Origin of the sequence: Vibrio sp. 10N.222.52.C12 (assembly GCF_041474215.1) — a bacterium.
GTDB classification, from domain to species: domain Bacteria; phylum Pseudomonadota; class Gammaproteobacteria; order Enterobacterales; family Vibrionaceae; genus Vibrio; species Vibrio crassostreae_C.
Map to the genome: position 1 here is coordinate 15,424 of NZ_JBFRTR010000155.1, position 15,948 is coordinate 31,371.

Here is a 15,948-nt window from a genome sequence, read left to right on the forward strand (position 1 = left end):
CGCGGCTTTTTGTTACCTACAATTCTTAACGCTTTATTTACAACGTCAATTTATAGTATAAGTAGCAATACGGTATAATGTGAGTTGAAAAGGATTTCGTTATTCATGAGATATACCCCGACACTAAAATTGAGCACTCGATTGGTCGCATTTGTCACCGTGATAGTGATCAGCGCGATGTTCATTCTTTTTATTGGTGGCACACTTTCCTTTAAGCGTATTGGACAGGAATATTTAGACCATTATTTGGTTGGCATTGTCGACGTTGTAGATAAAGAGATGGAAGACCCTGACGCCGCGTATTCAATGCAGCGTTGGATGCCTAAGATGTTGCAGGCGAGCAATATTGTTGAGATGAAACTCTCGAACAAGACCGGCATCGTTTATCGTTTCAAAGATACCTCCCCACAAATTGATCCCAATCGTCTTTATGAGAAAAGCTTCATTTTAGAGCGTAATGAAGGCTACCGAATCGAATTTAAAGCACTTCCTCCTTATATTGGCTACAACTACTCAATGGAAGCGATGTGGTCAATTACTTTGGCTGTCGCATTGGTTCTGTTCTGTCTTGCTCGCGGTGTTCGTTGGTTGAAAGAACAACTCATGGGTTCTGAAATCTTGGAAGAGCGAGGAAGAATGATCTTGGCCGGTCAGGTTGAAGCTCATGCAAAGGGAGATGAGCGAGAGTGGCCTTATACCGCAAGCGAAGCCTTAGATGTATTGATTGAAGAGCTACAAGATGCTCGTCAAGAACGAAGTCGCTTTGATACCTTTATTCGTACCCATACTTTCCTAGATAAACTCACGGGAACGGCAAACCGAGTTTTATTCGATAATAAGCTGGAATCGGCACTGCATGAAAGTGGTGCTCGAGGCGGTGTGTTACTGATACGTATCGACGAATGGGAGCAAGTTAGTGATGCTAACGATAAGCAAACCACAGACGGCTTTATTATTGAAGTCGGTGAAGTACTGTCGAATATCGTTCAACGCTATCCCGATGTCATTTTTTCTCGCTATTACGAAGCGGACTTTGCTGTATTTATCCCTCATCAGGGCGCAAAAGATATTGCGACCTTGGCTGCTCAGTGTTTAAGGCAGTTAGATAAGCTAACTCCGCCAGAGCCTTTAGAGTCGGATAACTGGTGTCATATTGGTGTGACCATGTATACCGAAGGTGAGCGTCATAGCCAGATCATGGATGAAACGGAAACGGCACTAAAGAGTGCTCAGTTAGAGCGTATTAATAACTGGAGCCGTTACCCGAAAGAGAATAAGAATGAGCTTGATAGAGGCAGTGTTCGTTGGAGAACATTACTTGATAAAGCGCTGCTTCCTGAAAATTTAGTAATCTTTGCTCAGCGGTGTTATCTTATGCCGGAATCTGGTCAAGTCAATGAATTGCATAGAGAAATATTTACTAGAATTCAGGATCCTGACAAAGGTTTATTGAAATCGTCTCGATTTATGCCTGCGGTAGAGCAAGTGGGTTATCAAGCTCAAATGGACCAATCGGTTCTAAAGGTTGTGTTGAAATCGTTGAAAGAATCAACTCAACCTATCAACTATTCAGTGAATCTGAATGTTACCCCGTTTGCTAATAAACAGCACTTTAAGTGGTTTAGGAGTGAGTTGTTACAGCTCTCTGCTCAACACCGCTCTCAGCTTGCGTTTGAGTTTCCAGAAGGGCACTTGATTGCTCATCTTGATTATATGAGACCGGTGGCAAAGGTGTTGCGAGGTTTAGGGTGTAAAGTTGTGGTTGGCCAAGCTGGGCGAACCATTGTTAGCACTCACTATATAAAGGATTTGAAGGTTAATTATATTAAGCTTCATCGAAGCCTAATAAAGAAAATCGACCAAAGGCATGAGAACCAACTGTTTGTTCGCAGCTTAATTGGGGCGTGTGGTGATTCTCCAACTCAAGTTATTGCCGTTGGAGTCGAGACAAAACAAGAAAAGAATACCTTGATAGAGTTAGGCATTAACGGCTATCAAGGGAGATATTTCGACGAAGAACAACAAATTATCCCTTTGCCTAATCAAGCAGAAAAAGCCGCGAAAGCGGAATCTGTTGTCAAAGTTGGACGAAGAAATCGATGGCGTAAGAGTAGTAGTTAAGAATGAATTTTAAAGCGATTTTAGACAAAATAAAGCCAACGAATAATAAAGGTAGCTCGCAAGTTGTCTTGCTGGGCAATGACGCCATTTATATTTCATCGACAGAACAAGATCCTCAAGTAGCCAGCATTCCCGTGGTTAATGGGGACTGGGAGAGTGCGCTAAAAAAATCGCTTAGCAGTGAGGCGTTTACCAGTAATAGCGTCCAACTGATTGTCTGTGCTAACTACTACCAAACCTACCAAATTGATAAACCGGACATTCCAGAGAGTGAATGGTCGGTAGCACTGCCTTTTTTACTCAAAGATCTTGTTTCAGAAAGAGTCACGGAAATTACTGCGAGTGCGGTCGCGTTACCAACGTCGAACAAGCTGCAAGTATATGTCCTGCCTAAAAAGCTGTTGGACAAGCTTTTGAATATCACTAATTCGGCTCAGGTTGAATTAATAGGTGTTGCTCCTGAAGATGAAATCTGGGGTTACAGTGCAGGCGAACTGTCTAATTTCATTCTTTTACAACGTAGCGTCAATTCACACTTTAAATTGGGTGCGTTTGTCGAAAATACCGTTTGTTTTCAAAGAACCATCCGCAGTGTTGTGCCACCTTTAACGGGTGTTGCGTCAAGTGCTCTGCAGTTAGATGGCCTCGCTTTAGAGCTTCAACGCTCGATTGATTACCTTTCTTCTCAAATTAAAGGCACCCAGCTTCACCAGCTTAAAATCTGTTGTGACGAAGAAGATGAAGCAGAGTTACAAAGTGCCTTAAACAGTACATTGAGCTCGACAGTTTCACTGTTGGTTGAAGGTGAGCGTGATAATTCAGAGAGTTTGTTGCTTAAACTTGCAGCTGAAAAAGAGACGTTTAAGGTCAATCTTTACCCTGAACACCTTAAGCCTAAAAAAGAATATTTTACGCTGACCAATGTTGTTGCGAGCTGGGGAGTAGTTTGTGTTTTGATGCTTGGTGGTTACTTCGCAATGCAGTATCAAGTTTCTAATCTAGATAAAGAGCTAACAGCCCTGCAACAAGACTCGAATCAACTTAACAAGCAAGTTAACCAATTGAATAGTAAGTTAACTCAGCATAAACCGTCTCCAGAGAAAGTCGCGGCGGTTGCGCGTCTCAAACGTGAGACTGAGGCTAAAAAAGAGGCTTTGAAGGCTGTTGGACAATACGACGAATCCCAACAAGTCGGGTATTCTGGCGTCATGAATTCCTTAGCTAAATTAGGCCGAAATGACATTTCTCTTTCGCACATCTACATGACCCACGATACTTTAGATCTTAGTGGCTTGGCTCGTAACGCAAATGTCGTTCCGAACTGGATTGGTCAGTTTAAAAGTGAGCTTAATTTAGTCGGACGCACTTTTGAAAAACTAAAAATTGGCCGTAATGATCAGGATGTGGTGACGTTTGAGCTAAGTACTCGTCGGGAGAGTAAATAATGCAGCAGTGGAACCAGCTGAGCGATAAGTTTCTTGCATTAAGTCAAAGAGAAAAATGGCTACTTTTTGTGTGTGGTTTTGTTGGCCTATCGATGTTGTTGTTCACCTTATTGGTTGAGCCTGCGTATCTCGATCTACAAGCTAAAAATGCCAAGGCGAGCAGCCTGACTCAATCGAATCAAAGGCAGCAAGGTGAGTTACTTGTTCTGCAAGCTCAGTTAAACAAAGACCCAGACAAAGAAATTAATCGAGAGTACAAAAAGCTGCTGGTGGAGAGCCAAGATCTCTCTCTTCAGCTTTCTCAGATTGTTGATGGATTAATCACACCTTCTCAAATGTCGCAGTTACTGGAGAGCGTTCTTAACGCCGGTAATGGACTAAAGCTTGAATCGCTAGAGTCATTAAAACCAGAAGCGATTTCGAACAATAAAGAGACCAGCGAATATTCAGGCTACTTTCTTCACCCTGTAAGAATGGAGCTAACCGGCAGTTACTTTGATATCTCAGCTTACCTTCAAGCACTTGAGTCTCTACCTGTGAGTTACTACTGGCGCACATTTGAATACTCAGTAGAAGAATATCCTAAAGCTCGACTGGTGTTCGAGGTTTACACATTAGGTACTAGACAGGAGTTTATCGGTGGTTAGAACTCTTTTGTTGTCCTTGCTATTTAGTAGCTCTTTTGTGTGGGCTGAGCAAGATCCCACGGCGCCATTAGGCTGGCTTTCACCTCAACAGAAAACGGCGCCTGCTAAGAAAGCACCAACTCGTTATCGCTTGCCTTCTTTAGAAAGCATCGTGTGTAAGGGAGATACGCCTTGCTATGCGATTATGAATGGTCAGATTCTCGGACAAGGGGAAACGATCAGAGGGTACCGAGTTAAGAACATAGATCCAGAATACGTCACTCTGCAGAGAAGCTCTAAGCAGTGGAAATTAGAGATGTTCTCTTTAGATGTTAAGAATAATTAAGGTTAGAGTGAAGACATGCGTAAACTTGTAGTAGCAATCCTAGTGTCATCTTTAGTCGGCTGTTCGATGGGGCATAGAGATCCTGTTGAGATTAAAGAGTCTTTAAACGAATCAATTAATGAAGCCAATAGCAGAGCGCTTCATGAGCTGCCTTCGTCGGTTCAAGATGACCTTATGCCTCAGCTTAATTCTGACTCGATGTCTCCGGGGATGGAAACGGTTAAGCGTTTTCGTATTCAGGCAAAAGGCGTTGAAGCGAGAACTTTTTTTGCCAGCTTAGTGAAAGGTACGGAATATAGTGCGGCTATTCACCCAAGTGTGTCTGGAAACCTTACGCTTAATCTAACGGACGTGACGTTAGATGAGGTACTGGCTGTTGCTCAAGATATGTATGGCTACGATATTGAAAAGCGTGGCAAAGTGATTCAAGTTTATCCTGCCGGTCTTCGCACCGTAACGATCCCTGTCGATTACTTACAAGTTAAGCGTTCTGGTCGCTCACTAACGACGATCACCACCGGCACGATCTCTAACTCAGATTCGAATTCATCGAGCTCTTCAAACTCGAACTCAAACTCGTCAAATTCATCTAACTCTTCTAATTCATCAAACTCGACATCGAATGGTGGTACAGAGATTGAAACGACCTCTGAAAGTGATTTTTGGCCACAGCTTGAAGCGGCGGTTGCTCACTTAATTGGCTCGGGCGATGGGCAAAGCGTTGTCGTGACCCCGCAAGCGAGTGTGATTACAGTGCGTGCTTACCCTGACGAAATTCGTGAGGTTCGAGAGTTCTTAGGTATTTCTCAAAAACGCCTGCAGCGTCAAGTTATCCTAGAAGCCAAAATCATGGAAGTAACCTTGAGTGATGGTTACCAACAAGGTATTAGCTGGTCTAATTTATCTAAGTCGATTGGCAGCGGCGGTGTGGTAATTGATCGACCTGGTGGAACTTTGCCTCCATTAGATGCGATCAGCTCTTTGTTAGGCGGGCAAACCAACGTAACGATCTCAGATGGCAGTTTTGAAGCGGTATTGAGCTTTATGGATACTCAAGGTGACCTGAACGTTCTATCAAGCCCACGAGTCACAGCTGCAAACAACCAGAAAGCGGTTATCAAAGTGGGTACTGACGAATACTACGTGACGGATTTATCTAGCGCGGTAGGCAGTGGTGACAACGCGAACGTCGCACCTGAGGTTGAGTTAACTCCGTTCTTTTCGGGTATCTCCTTAGATGTGACCCCTCAGATAGATGATAAAGGTAGCGTATTCTTACATGTTCACCCAGCCGTTATTGAGGTCGAGGAAGAAGTGAAAGAGCTCAACCTTGGTTCTACAACGGGTGTGGTGCAGCTTCCTTTGGCGAAAAGCTCTATTCGTGAGTCTGACTCAGTGATTCGAGCTCGAGATGGCGATGTGGTTGTTATTGGTGGTTTGATGAAATCCAACACCAGTGATGTGACCTCTAAAGTTCCATTCCTCGGTGATATTCCAGCCTTAGGTCATTTGTTCCGTAATACCAATCAGTTAACGCAAAAAACTGAGCTCGTGATCTTGCTTAAGCCAACGATCGTGGGTGTGAATACTTGGCAAAATGAGTTGGAGCGTTCACGTGATCTTCTTCAGCAGTGGTTCCCTGATGAAGAGTAATTGCTTACTTTCTCAATATAGAGTGGCAGTGTCTCACTAAGCTAGGTCGTCGTATGTATCAAGCTCACTTTGGTTTTGAACAACTGCCATTTACCTTAACGCCGAATACCGATTTCTTCTATGGTTTAGCGCCTCATTTCGAAGCGATTCAGACGGTAATCTCGGCGTTGGAAATGGGCGAGGGCGTGATTAAGGTGACCGGAGAGGTAGGCACTGGAAAAACCATGGTTTGCCGGATGTTGGTCAATCACCTACATGACTGTACAGCTCTGATCTACTTACCAAACCCTGTGTTATCAGGGGCAGACTTGCGCCAGGCGGTTGCAACAGAGCTTGGTTTAGCTGTCGATAATGAAGCAACCTTGGTTGATAACATTCAGCATAAGCTCATTGAATTGCACAATTCTGGTTTAAGAGTGGTGGCTATTCTTGATGAAGCTCAGGCTCTATCGGATGAAGCGCTCGAAACATTAAGGTTGTTTGGTAACCTTGAAACGGAAGATAAAAAACTGCTGCAGATTGTTCTATTAGGTCAGCCAGAATTGGATGCTCGATTAGAGGCTTATCACCTAAGGCAGTTTCGCCAAAGAATCACATTTAGTTCGACACTGAGACCGCTGAATCTCGATGAAACGGTGGCTTATATTGATAATCGAATCGCTAAATCTGGTGGCAGTCCTGAGTTATTCAGCTTGAATCAAAAAAAGGCGATCTGTCGTTCGTCGTTAGGTATCCCTAGATTGATAAACCAACTTTGCCATAAGGCTCTATTGCTTTCGTTCAGTGAAGATAAGAAAAGTATCGACAACCAACATCTTTTTTCAGCTATGCATGAAACGTACGATGTGTGTAAGCCTAAATTTAAAACGCCAATACTGTGGGGTTGGAATTAATTATGAGCGTCATTAACAACGCCTTGTCTGAATTGGCAAAGAAAAAGTCAGCGACTTCGATTGAAGCGGCAGTCGTACCTAAAGTAAAAACGCGTTCCCCCCTAGTTTGGGTTGTTGCAGGTTTTACTTTGAGCTTAGCGATGGGCGGTTGGGCGATATCGCAAGGCCCTGTGATTGATCAGTCTATTGTTGAGCAGTCAATCTCAACTCGAGATTTACAGGTTCAAGTCTCTGTCGTTGATGATTCAAATGGCATTCAGGAAGTTGCTCAACCTATCTCATCGCCAACTAAGAAATTGGTGACACTAGACTCTGCGATCCTTTCAACAGAAAACACTGCGATGGCAAAAAGCGCTCAATCTAAGCCTAGTGTTTCCGAATCAGTTGTTATGTCTGCCCCAAAAGCGACAAAACAACAAACACCGGCTAAACCTCTAAGCACGCCTAAAACGATTAGGACTGACATCCCCCAACCAGTTTACGTTGCTAGTGTGGCCAAAAAAGATCCTGCGTCTATCTCTAATGAGCCTATAACCTCTGGTGGTTCAGAAAATAGCGGAATGTTGATCGAGCAGGTTGAGTTAACTCCGGAACAGCTATCTGTGAATGCACAAGGTCGAGCTCAGAAAGCGCTTGATGCGAACGATCTTACTGGTGCGTTGAAAGGTTATACCGAGGCGCTGCGTTATACCCCAAGAAATGAAGATGTCCGTCAGAAACTTGCGATTCTCTATTTTGGTAAAGGCGATACTCGCAAAGCCTATGAGCTTTATCAGTCTGGTATCAAGCTCAACATCAACAGTGAAAAACTGCGTTTAGGGTTATCAAAACTGCTGGTAAAAGCGAATCAATCAGAAGCGGCTTTAAGTCCGTTAATACATTTACCACCGAACCCTACCCAAAATTATTTGGCGATGCGTGCGGCCTTGAGTCAAAAGAGTCAGCAAGAAGAAGTGGCATTGGAAAGTTACCAAAAGTTGGTTGAGGTCGATTCAGATAATGCTCGCTGGTGGTTAGGCTTAGCGATTCAACAAGAGCGTCAACTTGATTTTTCTGCAGCAAAAGAGTCATACCAAGGTGCCTTAACCAGAATTGGAATCTCATCTCAATCGCAAAACTTTGTGCGTGACCGCTTAAAAATAATCAAAGCTTTAGAGGAGAGTGGCGATGCAAATTAGATTAAGAAAAAGGCTAGGTGATTTGCTCGTCGAAGAAGGCATTATCACTGAGGCCCAAGTTGAACAAGCTCTTGCTGCTCAAAAAAGTACCGGTCGTAAGCTAGGTGATGCGCTGATTGAACTTGGTTTCTTATCAGAACAACAGATGTTGAGTTTCTTGTCTCAGCAACTCGCTATTCCTCTGATTGATTTAAGTCGAGCCGTTGTTGATGTTGAAGCGGTGCAGCTTTTACCTGAAGTACATGCTCGTCGTCTTCGTGCATTGGTGATTGGACGCCAAGGCGATACGTTACGTGTCGCCATGAGTGATCCTGCGGACTTGTTTGCTCAGGAATCATTACTTGGCCAATTAGGTGACTACGCGCTTGAATTCGTTGTCGCTCAAGAAAGACAATTAGTGGATGGCTTTGATCGCTATTACCGCCGAACCAAAGAAATAGCGTCTTTCGCTGAGCAGCTTCATGCCGAACACCAAGTCAATGACGCCTTTGATTTTGATATTGCTGGTGAAGACAGTGACGAAGTTACGGTCGTTAAGCTGATCAACTCGCTATTTGAAGATGCAATCCAAGTCGGTGCATCTGATATTCATATTGAGCCAGATTCAAACGTATTGCGTCTTCGCCAGCGTATTGATGGCGTGCTGCATGAAACACTGCTGAATGAAGTCAATATTGCTTCTGCACTCGTACTGCGCTTGAAGTTAATGGCAAACCTCGATATCTCAGAGAAGCGTCTCCCTCAAGATGGTCGTTTTAACATTCGAGCCAAAGGTCAGTCTGTTGATATTCGTATGTCGACTATGCCCGTGCAACATGGTGAGTCTGTGGTTATGCGTCTTCTCAACCAATCAGCCGGCCTTCGTAAGTTAGAGGCGTCAGGTATACCAAGTGATCTGTTGGTTCGACTTCGTCAACAGTTACGCCGCCCACATGGCATGATTTTGGTCACTGGCCCGACGGGTTCAGGTAAAACAACCACCCTTTATGGTGCGCTAAGCGAATTAAACGAGCCGGGCAAAAAGATCATTACCGCGGAAGATCCGGTGGAATACCGCCTTCCTCGTGTGAACCAAGTTCAGGTAAACCCTAAGATCAATCTCGATTTCTCTACTATCCTCAGAACTTTCCTTCGTCAGGATCCCGATATCATCCTTATTGGTGAGATGCGCGACCACGAAACCGTTGAGATTGGCTTGAGAGCCGCACTGACTGGCCACTTAGTCTTAAGTACGCTGCATACCAACGATGCTGTAGACAGTGCGCTGCGTATGATGGACATGGGTGCTCCCGGTTATTTGGTCGCGAGTGCGGTTCGAGCGGTAGTGGCACAGCGATTAGTTCGTAAAGTGTGTACCGATTGTAAGGTTGAGGATGAATTGGATGAACCTCGTAAGCAGTGGTTGAGCGTACGTTTTCCTAATCAAGTGGCTGTGCCATTCATGAAAGGTCGTGGCTGCCAGAACTGTAACCTAACCGGTTATCGAGGGCGTATTGGTGTCTTTGAAATGTTGGAGCTAGAGCAAGACATGATGGATGCACTCAGAGCCAATGATGCGGTTGGCTTTGCTCAAACGGCAAGGCGGTCTAAAAACTACAAACCGTTGTTGGCTTCTGCGATGGAGTTAGCTTTGCAAGGTGTCGTGAGCCTTGATGAGATCATGCATCTTGGTGAAGGCGATGCTTCCGGTGCCACTGACCCAATTTATCTGTAGGGGTAGAGTGATATGCCAACGTATCGTTATGTAGGTCGCAGTTCTGATGGCAGCCAGGTTACTGGTCAGTTAGATGCGAATAACGAAGATCTTGCCGCAGAAAGTTTGATGAGTAAGGGGATTATTCCCACTTCAATCAAGCTGGGTAAAAGTGGTGGTTCAGTGCTGGATATGGATGTATCGAGTCTGTTTTCACCAAATGTTCCGCTTGAAGTCTTAGTTCTATTTTGTCGACAGTTATACAGCCTAACCAAGGCGGGTGTACCACTATTAAGGTCGATGAAAGGCCTGACCCAAAACTGTGAAAATAAGCAGTTGAAAGCAGCCTTAGAAGACGTGGTTGCTGAGCTAACCAATGGCCGTGGATTATCAGCATCGATGCAGATGCATCCCAAGGTGTTCAGTCCGCTGTTTGTTTCTATGATAGGGGTTGGTGAAAATACCGGTCGTCTAGATCAGGCTCTACTGCAGTTAGCTGGATACTATGAGCAAGAAGTCGAGACTCGTAAGAGAATCAAGACTGCGATGCGTTATCCAACGTTCGTGATCAGCTTTATTTTGGTCGCGATGTTCATTCTCAATATTAAGGTTATTCCACAGTTCTCTAGTATGTTTGCGCGCTTTGGTGTCGATCTGCCGCTCCCAACTCGTATCTTAATTGGCATGTCGGAGTTCTTTGTTAATTACTGGGGCTTAATGCTCGCGGTTATCTTTGGTCTTATTTTTGCTTTCAAAGCATGGGTTAAGACAGACAAAGGATTGGAAAAGTGGGACAGGTTACGCTTAAAAATACCCGTGATTGGTGGGGTAGTGAATCGAGCGCTACTTTCGCGTTTTTCACGCACATTCGCCTTGATGCTAAAAGCCGGTGTACCACTGAACCAATCACTGTCGTTGTCTGCGGAAGCGTTGGATAATCGATTTCTTGAGTTGAGAGTTCAGGCGATGAAAGCCGCAATAGAAGCCGGTAGTACGGTTTCCTCAACAGCGATCAATAGCGAAATTTTCACCCCACTGGTGATACAAATGATTTCGGTGGGTGAAGAAACCGGCCGTATTGATGAGTTGCTACTTGAGGTATCCGATTTTTATGATCGAGAAGTCGATTATGACTTAAAGACCTTAACCGCAAGGATCGAACCTATTTTATTGGTGGTTGTGGCTGGTATGGTGCTGATCTTAGCTCTGGGTATTTTCCTACCTATGTGGGGAATGCTGGATGCAATCAAAGGCTAGGGAATGCTAAATAACCTACAACGCTCACGTTTTGTTATTTGGAGTGTCGTTATTCTTTTTCTTATTGTGGGGGTGCTCTCTGCCTTTAAAACGGTAGAAGAAGAAGCGACTAATACGGCATTGATCGTCGCGAGCAAGCGAATTTTAGAGCAAGCAAACCTGTTCAAACAACAGTATTTGTTATCGGGTGCTGAGCAAGACAATGGCTCGGAACATCCTAAAAGTTATAGCAGAACAGGCTGGATAATGCCGACTCAAGGAGATGAGCGAGACTGTCATTATTGGCTTGAGGAATTATACCCTCAAGAGAGTATTTTAGGGCTCAGTTCACCGAGTGTTGAAGATAAAAGTGATAACATACAGTTTCATTGTCGTTATCATTATAGTGATAAGTATCAGATAGATATATTACTCAAGGAAGAAAGGTTTAGTGTGAAAGCCAATATTTTGGCTTTGTGAAAATATTGACAGTTTTTGTATGGTTTTATACGTGCGCGAATGTATAATGCGCGTTAATAATTAGATGAGTAGGTAGAAAATGCTTAAGAATCAAAAGGGTTTCTCCCTTGTCGAATTAGTCATCGTCATCGTAGTCGTTGGTTTATTGGCGGTAGCTGCTTTACCCCGCTTCCTCGACGTGACAGATGAGGCTAAAAAATCAAGCATTGAAGGTGTCGCTGGTGGTTTTGCAACCGCCGTTTTGTCGGCAAGAGCACAGTGGGAAGCTGAAGCTAGACCATCTGAGAAGATTGGTGTTGAAACATACAATACTGTAAATTATGATGGTGTTGATTTTTGGTTAACAAGATCAAAGAACAGTAACAATGTCGATACCGATTTTAGAGATGGCTATCCATGGACTCTGAACAATAGTTCTGGCACCGCGCCACAAGACATTTCAGATAAAACCTGTTCTGAATTGATGGAAAACTTGCTGCAAAATCCACCTAAAGTCGGTGCGATTTCGGAAGTCGATAGTGGCTCAAATTACAAATATTCAGCGCAAGCGAATTCAGGTGATGCAACGTGTACTTACGTTCAGTTAGAAGGTAGTACCGAGCACGAATTTGTTTACGAAATTAAAACTGGTCGTGTGACCGTAACTTTGCAGTAAGTCTGCGTAAAATTAAACATAGAGAGAGCTTAACTATGAAAAGACAAGGCGGTTTCACCCTAATCGAACTAGTGGTTGTAATTGTTATTCTGGGTATTCTTGCTGTAACTGCGGCACCACGTTTCCTAAACCTGCAAGATGATGCAAAAAATGCAACTCTTGAAGGTCTAGCTGGGGCTATTCAAGGCGCTTCAGGTATTATTTACGGTAAGGCTGCAATCGCAGGTATTGAATCTACTTCAGGTGCAGTTAGCACTGGTTTTGGTACTCAAAGTATTCAGACTGTTTTTGGATATCCTGAAGCGTCATCGACAGCAATCTCAGCAATCGTTCAAGGTGTTGGTACTGATGAGGACTTTGAATTTATTAAGACAAGCGGCGCTACATCAGCATTGTTTGGTATTAATGGATACACTACTAACTGTGTTGTATATACCCAAGCAACAGCTGCTAACGTTGAAGCAACAGCAAACATGGTAGAAGACTCAAACTGTGCTCCTTAGCACATCAGTTAAAATTGAGGCCAGCACCTGTGCTGGCCTTTTTTCCATCTGCTACACAAATATCAAAACTATTCATATACATAAGATCGTAAGCTTCGTTATCTTGTATAATCTGTATTCGTTAGGCAGTTAGAGGCTCATTATGGATAACAGCCCCAAATCCAGCGGCTTTACTCTGGTAGAGCTGATCATCGTTATTATATTGATTGGTATTGTTTCCCTGTTCGCATCTAGCCGTTATGTTGGCTCCTCTTCTTTTTCTACCTATCTTGTTCAAAGCGAAGTGTTAGCCGCATTACGATTAGTACAAAACCGTGCGATGAATCGTTCGGATTATTGTAACCGTTGGCTGTTAAATCCAAACCAAACTCAAGCTATTCAGGTGTCTCCCTCTAGTGTTGAAGATATGTGCTCCAAGGTATTTCCTTCTGACGTTACAGATCCCAGTTTTGTTGATGGCACACAGAATAAAGTGGCCTTTAAGCTACAAACTGATACCAATGTTCCGTACCTTGATTTTGATAGTTCGGGCCGAGCTCTGCAATGTTTAATGTCGAATTGTCAGCTTGAGATATCTTCGACTGTCAACGATGATTCAATTTCAGTGTGCATTAACACTGAAGGATATATCTATGGATGTTAAACAAAAAAAACGCCCCCAAGGTTTTTCCCTAATAGAAATGGTCATTGTGATTACTCTTATTGGTTTTGCTCTTGCTGGACTTACCGCCTCTTTGTACCCGCGTTCAATTCAGACGGCGGAACAAATAACATCAGTTAAAGCTGCTGATCTTGGTCGCTCAGTGCTTGATGAAGTAATGGGGCGCGGGTACGACCAATTTTCAGGCGTGAACGGAGGAGTGCCTGAATGTGCAGTCTCAACAATTTCAACCCCAGCTCAACAACTGTGCACGTTACCCAATGATTTGGGACCTGACATCGGAGAAACTGACGCTAATGGTAACTTGGTAAAGAGCTTAGCTAATGATGTTGATGATTTTCATGGTTTAAGAGGACGTGTTGAAGATGTTCTTGATAGCGATCTCAGTGATGCGGGTTATCGCAATTTCAATGTCGAAATCGATGTGTTTTATGATACTGCTGTTGTTAATGACGATACGGTGATGATGTCTGGAAAGCCATCTATTATCCGAACGCACTACAAGAGGGTTGAAGTTGTGATTATTGACTCTCAGGGTAATCGCTATCCTTTTTCTGCGATTAAAGGGAATTTCTAATGCGTGGTTTTACACTGATAGAGATGATTATTACTATTCTTCTGCTTTCTATTGTAGGTCTATTTTTGGGAAATGTTATTCAACAGGGTATGGGGATTTATGTTGATAGCACCGCTCGTGAAGCTTTGATACAACAAGGTAAATTTGTCACGGAGCGAATGACTCGAGAATTAAGAGAAGCCGTCCCTAACAGTATTTTGATTGAAAATGATTGTATTGAATTTTTGCCGATTATCAATAGTGCGATTTATCAAGAACTTCCGGCACCAGAGGCAAAATCAGCAGTGATACGAATATTGCCAATAGACAAAAGCATTTCTCAAGGGGAGCGAGTTATTGTTTACCCTAACGACCCGAATACGATGCGTCTTGATCCAACGACAGGAGGTCAAATTGCAGAGGTAAAAGAGAATGTTGACTTTAATACCTCTGCTGCAGTGATGGTTGACGTTGAGTTAACGCAAACTACAGGTTTTGAGATTAGCTCTCCAGGTAAACGCCTTTATTTTTACCTTTCTCCCGTAGCTTATTGTCACGTCAATTCTAGTATTTTTCGTTATGCTAATTACGCCTTGTCTCGCTCATTACTCTCTCCAGAAGCATTAGGCAATGGCGTATTAATGGCTGAAAATGTAAAAAACGCAGATTTTCAAAACTTAGCACATGAATTGCAAAGAAATGGGCTAATTAGACTTGAAATGTTGTTTGCTGATAAAGGAGAGGAAATTCAATTTGTCCATGATGCCCTTATCTATAATGCCCCGTAAACAATCGGGGAGTGGTTTAATCCTAGTTATATTCATACTAGTGGTTATGGCTTCGGTTGCTATGGTTGCCAATCAAAATCAAGAACGTAACAGTGATCAATTAATTTCAAGCCTGATTGGTACTCGGGCTGAAATGGCCGCGCGATCTGGTGCACAAATAGACATTAGCCGATTTTATCAAACCACGACAGAAGGTAGTTGTCATGCTTCTACCACCCAAAGCATAAGCTTTTCAGGTGAAGGGCTAGCTCAATGTGGGGCGGAAGTCAGTTGTCAGTCTATTGGAGTTTTAGACAACGGTATCAATGTATATCAACTAATCTCGAAAGGAAGTTGTTCGGTTGGAAGCTTGGTTTTACAACGAATAGTAGAGGTTGGTATTCGAGATGATAATTAGATTTTTTTTCATATTAGTGCTACTTAACGTCTCTTTTTCATCATTAGCTACGGATTATGTCCTTCAAGTGAACCGTCCCACTTGTACTAGTAATAGCTGGTCCGTTAACGGCAACCAATATAAATGTAATTATGGCATCGTTAAGCTTGGTAAAGGGGATACTCTTTCATCTGATATTGATGCTGTATTAATTGCAGACGGTGGCTTTCAATTTGAAGGCAAGAATAAAGTAGGAAATTCGTCCGCCACAATCGATCTAGAAGCGAGTTATGGTGATTTTGAGTGGAAAAGTTACTCAACCAACCTTTCAGAGCTGTTTGGTAGCTTTGTTGGTAATAGTACACCTGTTGATTTTGATTCAGTATCTGTTGAGGGCTTTATTGAGACTGGAGGTGATATTGAAATCCACAATAGCAATGTTGTGGGGGCTATTGACTCTAAAAACAACGAGGTAGAGATATCTGACTCTAAAGTCTCCGGTAACATTACCGCGAGCAATGAGGTGGAGTTGAGCCATTCTGAGGTAGATGGAGATATAAGTAGTAAAAATTCCCTTATAACGATTGAAAGTTCCGAAGTTCAAGGGAATATTTCAACTACAAACAAAATTGTAATGGAGGCGTCGGTCGTGTTTGGTGAGCTAACGAGCACGAATGAAACCATCACTATTGAAAGTTCTGAAGTTGAAGGGAATATTTCAACTACAAACAAAATTGT

16 protein-coding genes and 1 pseudogene are annotated in these 15,948 nt (G+C 43.2%); all 17 read left to right on the forward strand.

Features of this window, described 5'->3' with window-relative positions; genetic code table 11:
* Window positions 1-105 precede the first annotated feature (105 nt).
* Window positions 106-2,121 carry an RNase E specificity factor CsrD gene (gene csrD / locus AB4623_RS22130; RefSeq protein WP_229648293.1) on the forward strand — a complete coding sequence of 672 codons (2,016 nt, stop codon included), beginning with the start codon at window positions 106-108 and terminating at the stop codon, window positions 2,119-2,121.
* 2 nt (window positions 2,122-2,123) lie between these two features.
* Entirely contained in the window at window positions 2,124-3,566 is a 1,443-nt protein-coding gene (locus AB4623_RS22135) for an MSHA biogenesis protein MshI (RefSeq protein ID WP_017065934.1), read from the forward strand.
* Entirely contained in the window at window positions 3,566-4,213 is a 648-nt protein-coding gene (gene pilO, locus AB4623_RS22140; protein WP_017061345.1) for a type 4a pilus biogenesis protein PilO, read from the forward strand. Before AB4623_RS22135 ends, pilO begins: the two co-directional genes overlap by 1 nt.
* Window positions 4,206-4,538: a hypothetical protein gene (locus AB4623_RS22145; protein WP_017061346.1), complete on the forward strand. Its 333-nt coding sequence runs from the start codon at window positions 4,206-4,208 to the stop codon at window positions 4,536-4,538. Before pilO ends, AB4623_RS22145 begins: the two co-directional genes overlap by 8 nt.
* 15 nt (window positions 4,539-4,553) lie before the next feature.
* Window positions 4,554-6,191 carry a pilus (MSHA type) biogenesis protein MshL gene (gene mshL / locus AB4623_RS22150; RefSeq protein WP_017065932.1) on the forward strand — a complete coding sequence of 546 codons (1,638 nt, stop codon included), beginning with the start codon at window positions 4,554-4,556 and terminating at the stop codon, window positions 6,189-6,191.
* A 53-nt stretch (window positions 6,192-6,244) separates the two neighbouring features.
* Window positions 6,245-7,084 carry an ExeA family protein gene (locus tag AB4623_RS22155; RefSeq protein WP_017061348.1) on the forward strand — a complete coding sequence of 280 codons (840 nt, stop codon included), beginning with the start codon at window positions 6,245-6,247 and terminating at the stop codon, window positions 7,082-7,084.
* A gap of 2 nt (window positions 7,085-7,086) precedes the next feature.
* Window positions 7,087-8,262, forward strand: a complete 1,176-nt coding sequence (locus AB4623_RS22160) for a tetratricopeptide repeat protein (protein WP_372147385.1) — start codon at window positions 7,087-7,089, stop codon at window positions 8,260-8,262.
* On the forward strand, window positions 8,252-9,976 hold the full coding sequence (locus AB4623_RS22165) for a GspE/PulE family protein (RefSeq protein WP_054541400.1): 1,725 nt from the start codon (window positions 8,252-8,254) through the stop codon (window positions 9,974-9,976). The genes AB4623_RS22160 and AB4623_RS22165 overlap by 11 nt, the downstream gene beginning before the upstream one ends.
* A gap of 12 nt (window positions 9,977-9,988) precedes the next feature.
* A complete protein-coding gene (locus AB4623_RS22170; RefSeq protein WP_004735942.1) occupies window positions 9,989-11,212 on the forward strand; it encodes a type II secretion system F family protein in 1,224 nt (407 codons plus the stop codon).
* A gap of 3 nt (window positions 11,213-11,215) precedes the next feature.
* The gene (locus tag AB4623_RS22175) at window positions 11,216-11,671 is read left to right on the forward strand and encodes an MSHA biogenesis protein MshF (protein WP_368084834.1); all 456 of its coding nucleotides are present in this window, start codon (window positions 11,216-11,218) and stop codon (window positions 11,669-11,671) included.
* A gap of 79 nt (window positions 11,672-11,750) precedes the next feature.
* Window positions 11,751-12,326: a prepilin-type N-terminal cleavage/methylation domain-containing protein gene (locus AB4623_RS22180; RefSeq protein ID WP_372147386.1), complete on the forward strand. Its 576-nt coding sequence runs from the start codon at window positions 11,751-11,753 to the stop codon at window positions 12,324-12,326.
* Between the two features lie 35 nt (window positions 12,327-12,361).
* Window positions 12,362-12,829, forward strand: a complete 468-nt coding sequence (locus AB4623_RS22185; RefSeq protein WP_076670559.1) for a type II secretion system protein — start codon at window positions 12,362-12,364, stop codon at window positions 12,827-12,829.
* 142 nt (window positions 12,830-12,971) lie between these two features.
* On the forward strand, window positions 12,972-13,472 hold the full coding sequence (locus tag AB4623_RS22190) for a prepilin-type N-terminal cleavage/methylation domain-containing protein (RefSeq protein WP_076670562.1): 501 nt from the start codon (window positions 12,972-12,974) through the stop codon (window positions 13,470-13,472).
* Window positions 13,462-14,067 carry a prepilin-type N-terminal cleavage/methylation domain-containing protein gene (locus AB4623_RS22195; protein ID WP_372147387.1) on the forward strand — a complete coding sequence of 202 codons (606 nt, stop codon included), beginning with the start codon at window positions 13,462-13,464 and terminating at the stop codon, window positions 14,065-14,067. Before AB4623_RS22190 ends, AB4623_RS22195 begins: the two co-directional genes overlap by 11 nt.
* A complete protein-coding gene (locus AB4623_RS22200; RefSeq protein ID WP_372147388.1) occupies window positions 14,067-14,834 on the forward strand; it encodes a PilW family protein in 768 nt (255 codons plus the stop codon). Before AB4623_RS22195 ends, AB4623_RS22200 begins: the two co-directional genes overlap by 1 nt.
* Entirely contained in the window at window positions 14,806-15,231 is a 426-nt protein-coding gene (locus AB4623_RS22205; RefSeq protein WP_017061358.1) for a hypothetical protein, read from the forward strand. The genes AB4623_RS22200 and AB4623_RS22205 overlap by 29 nt, the downstream gene beginning before the upstream one ends.
* Window positions 15,221-15,948: pseudogene (locus tag AB4623_RS22210) on the forward strand (LamG domain-containing protein); the annotation flags it as partial. The gene AB4623_RS22205 and the pseudogene AB4623_RS22210, both read left to right, overlap by 11 nt.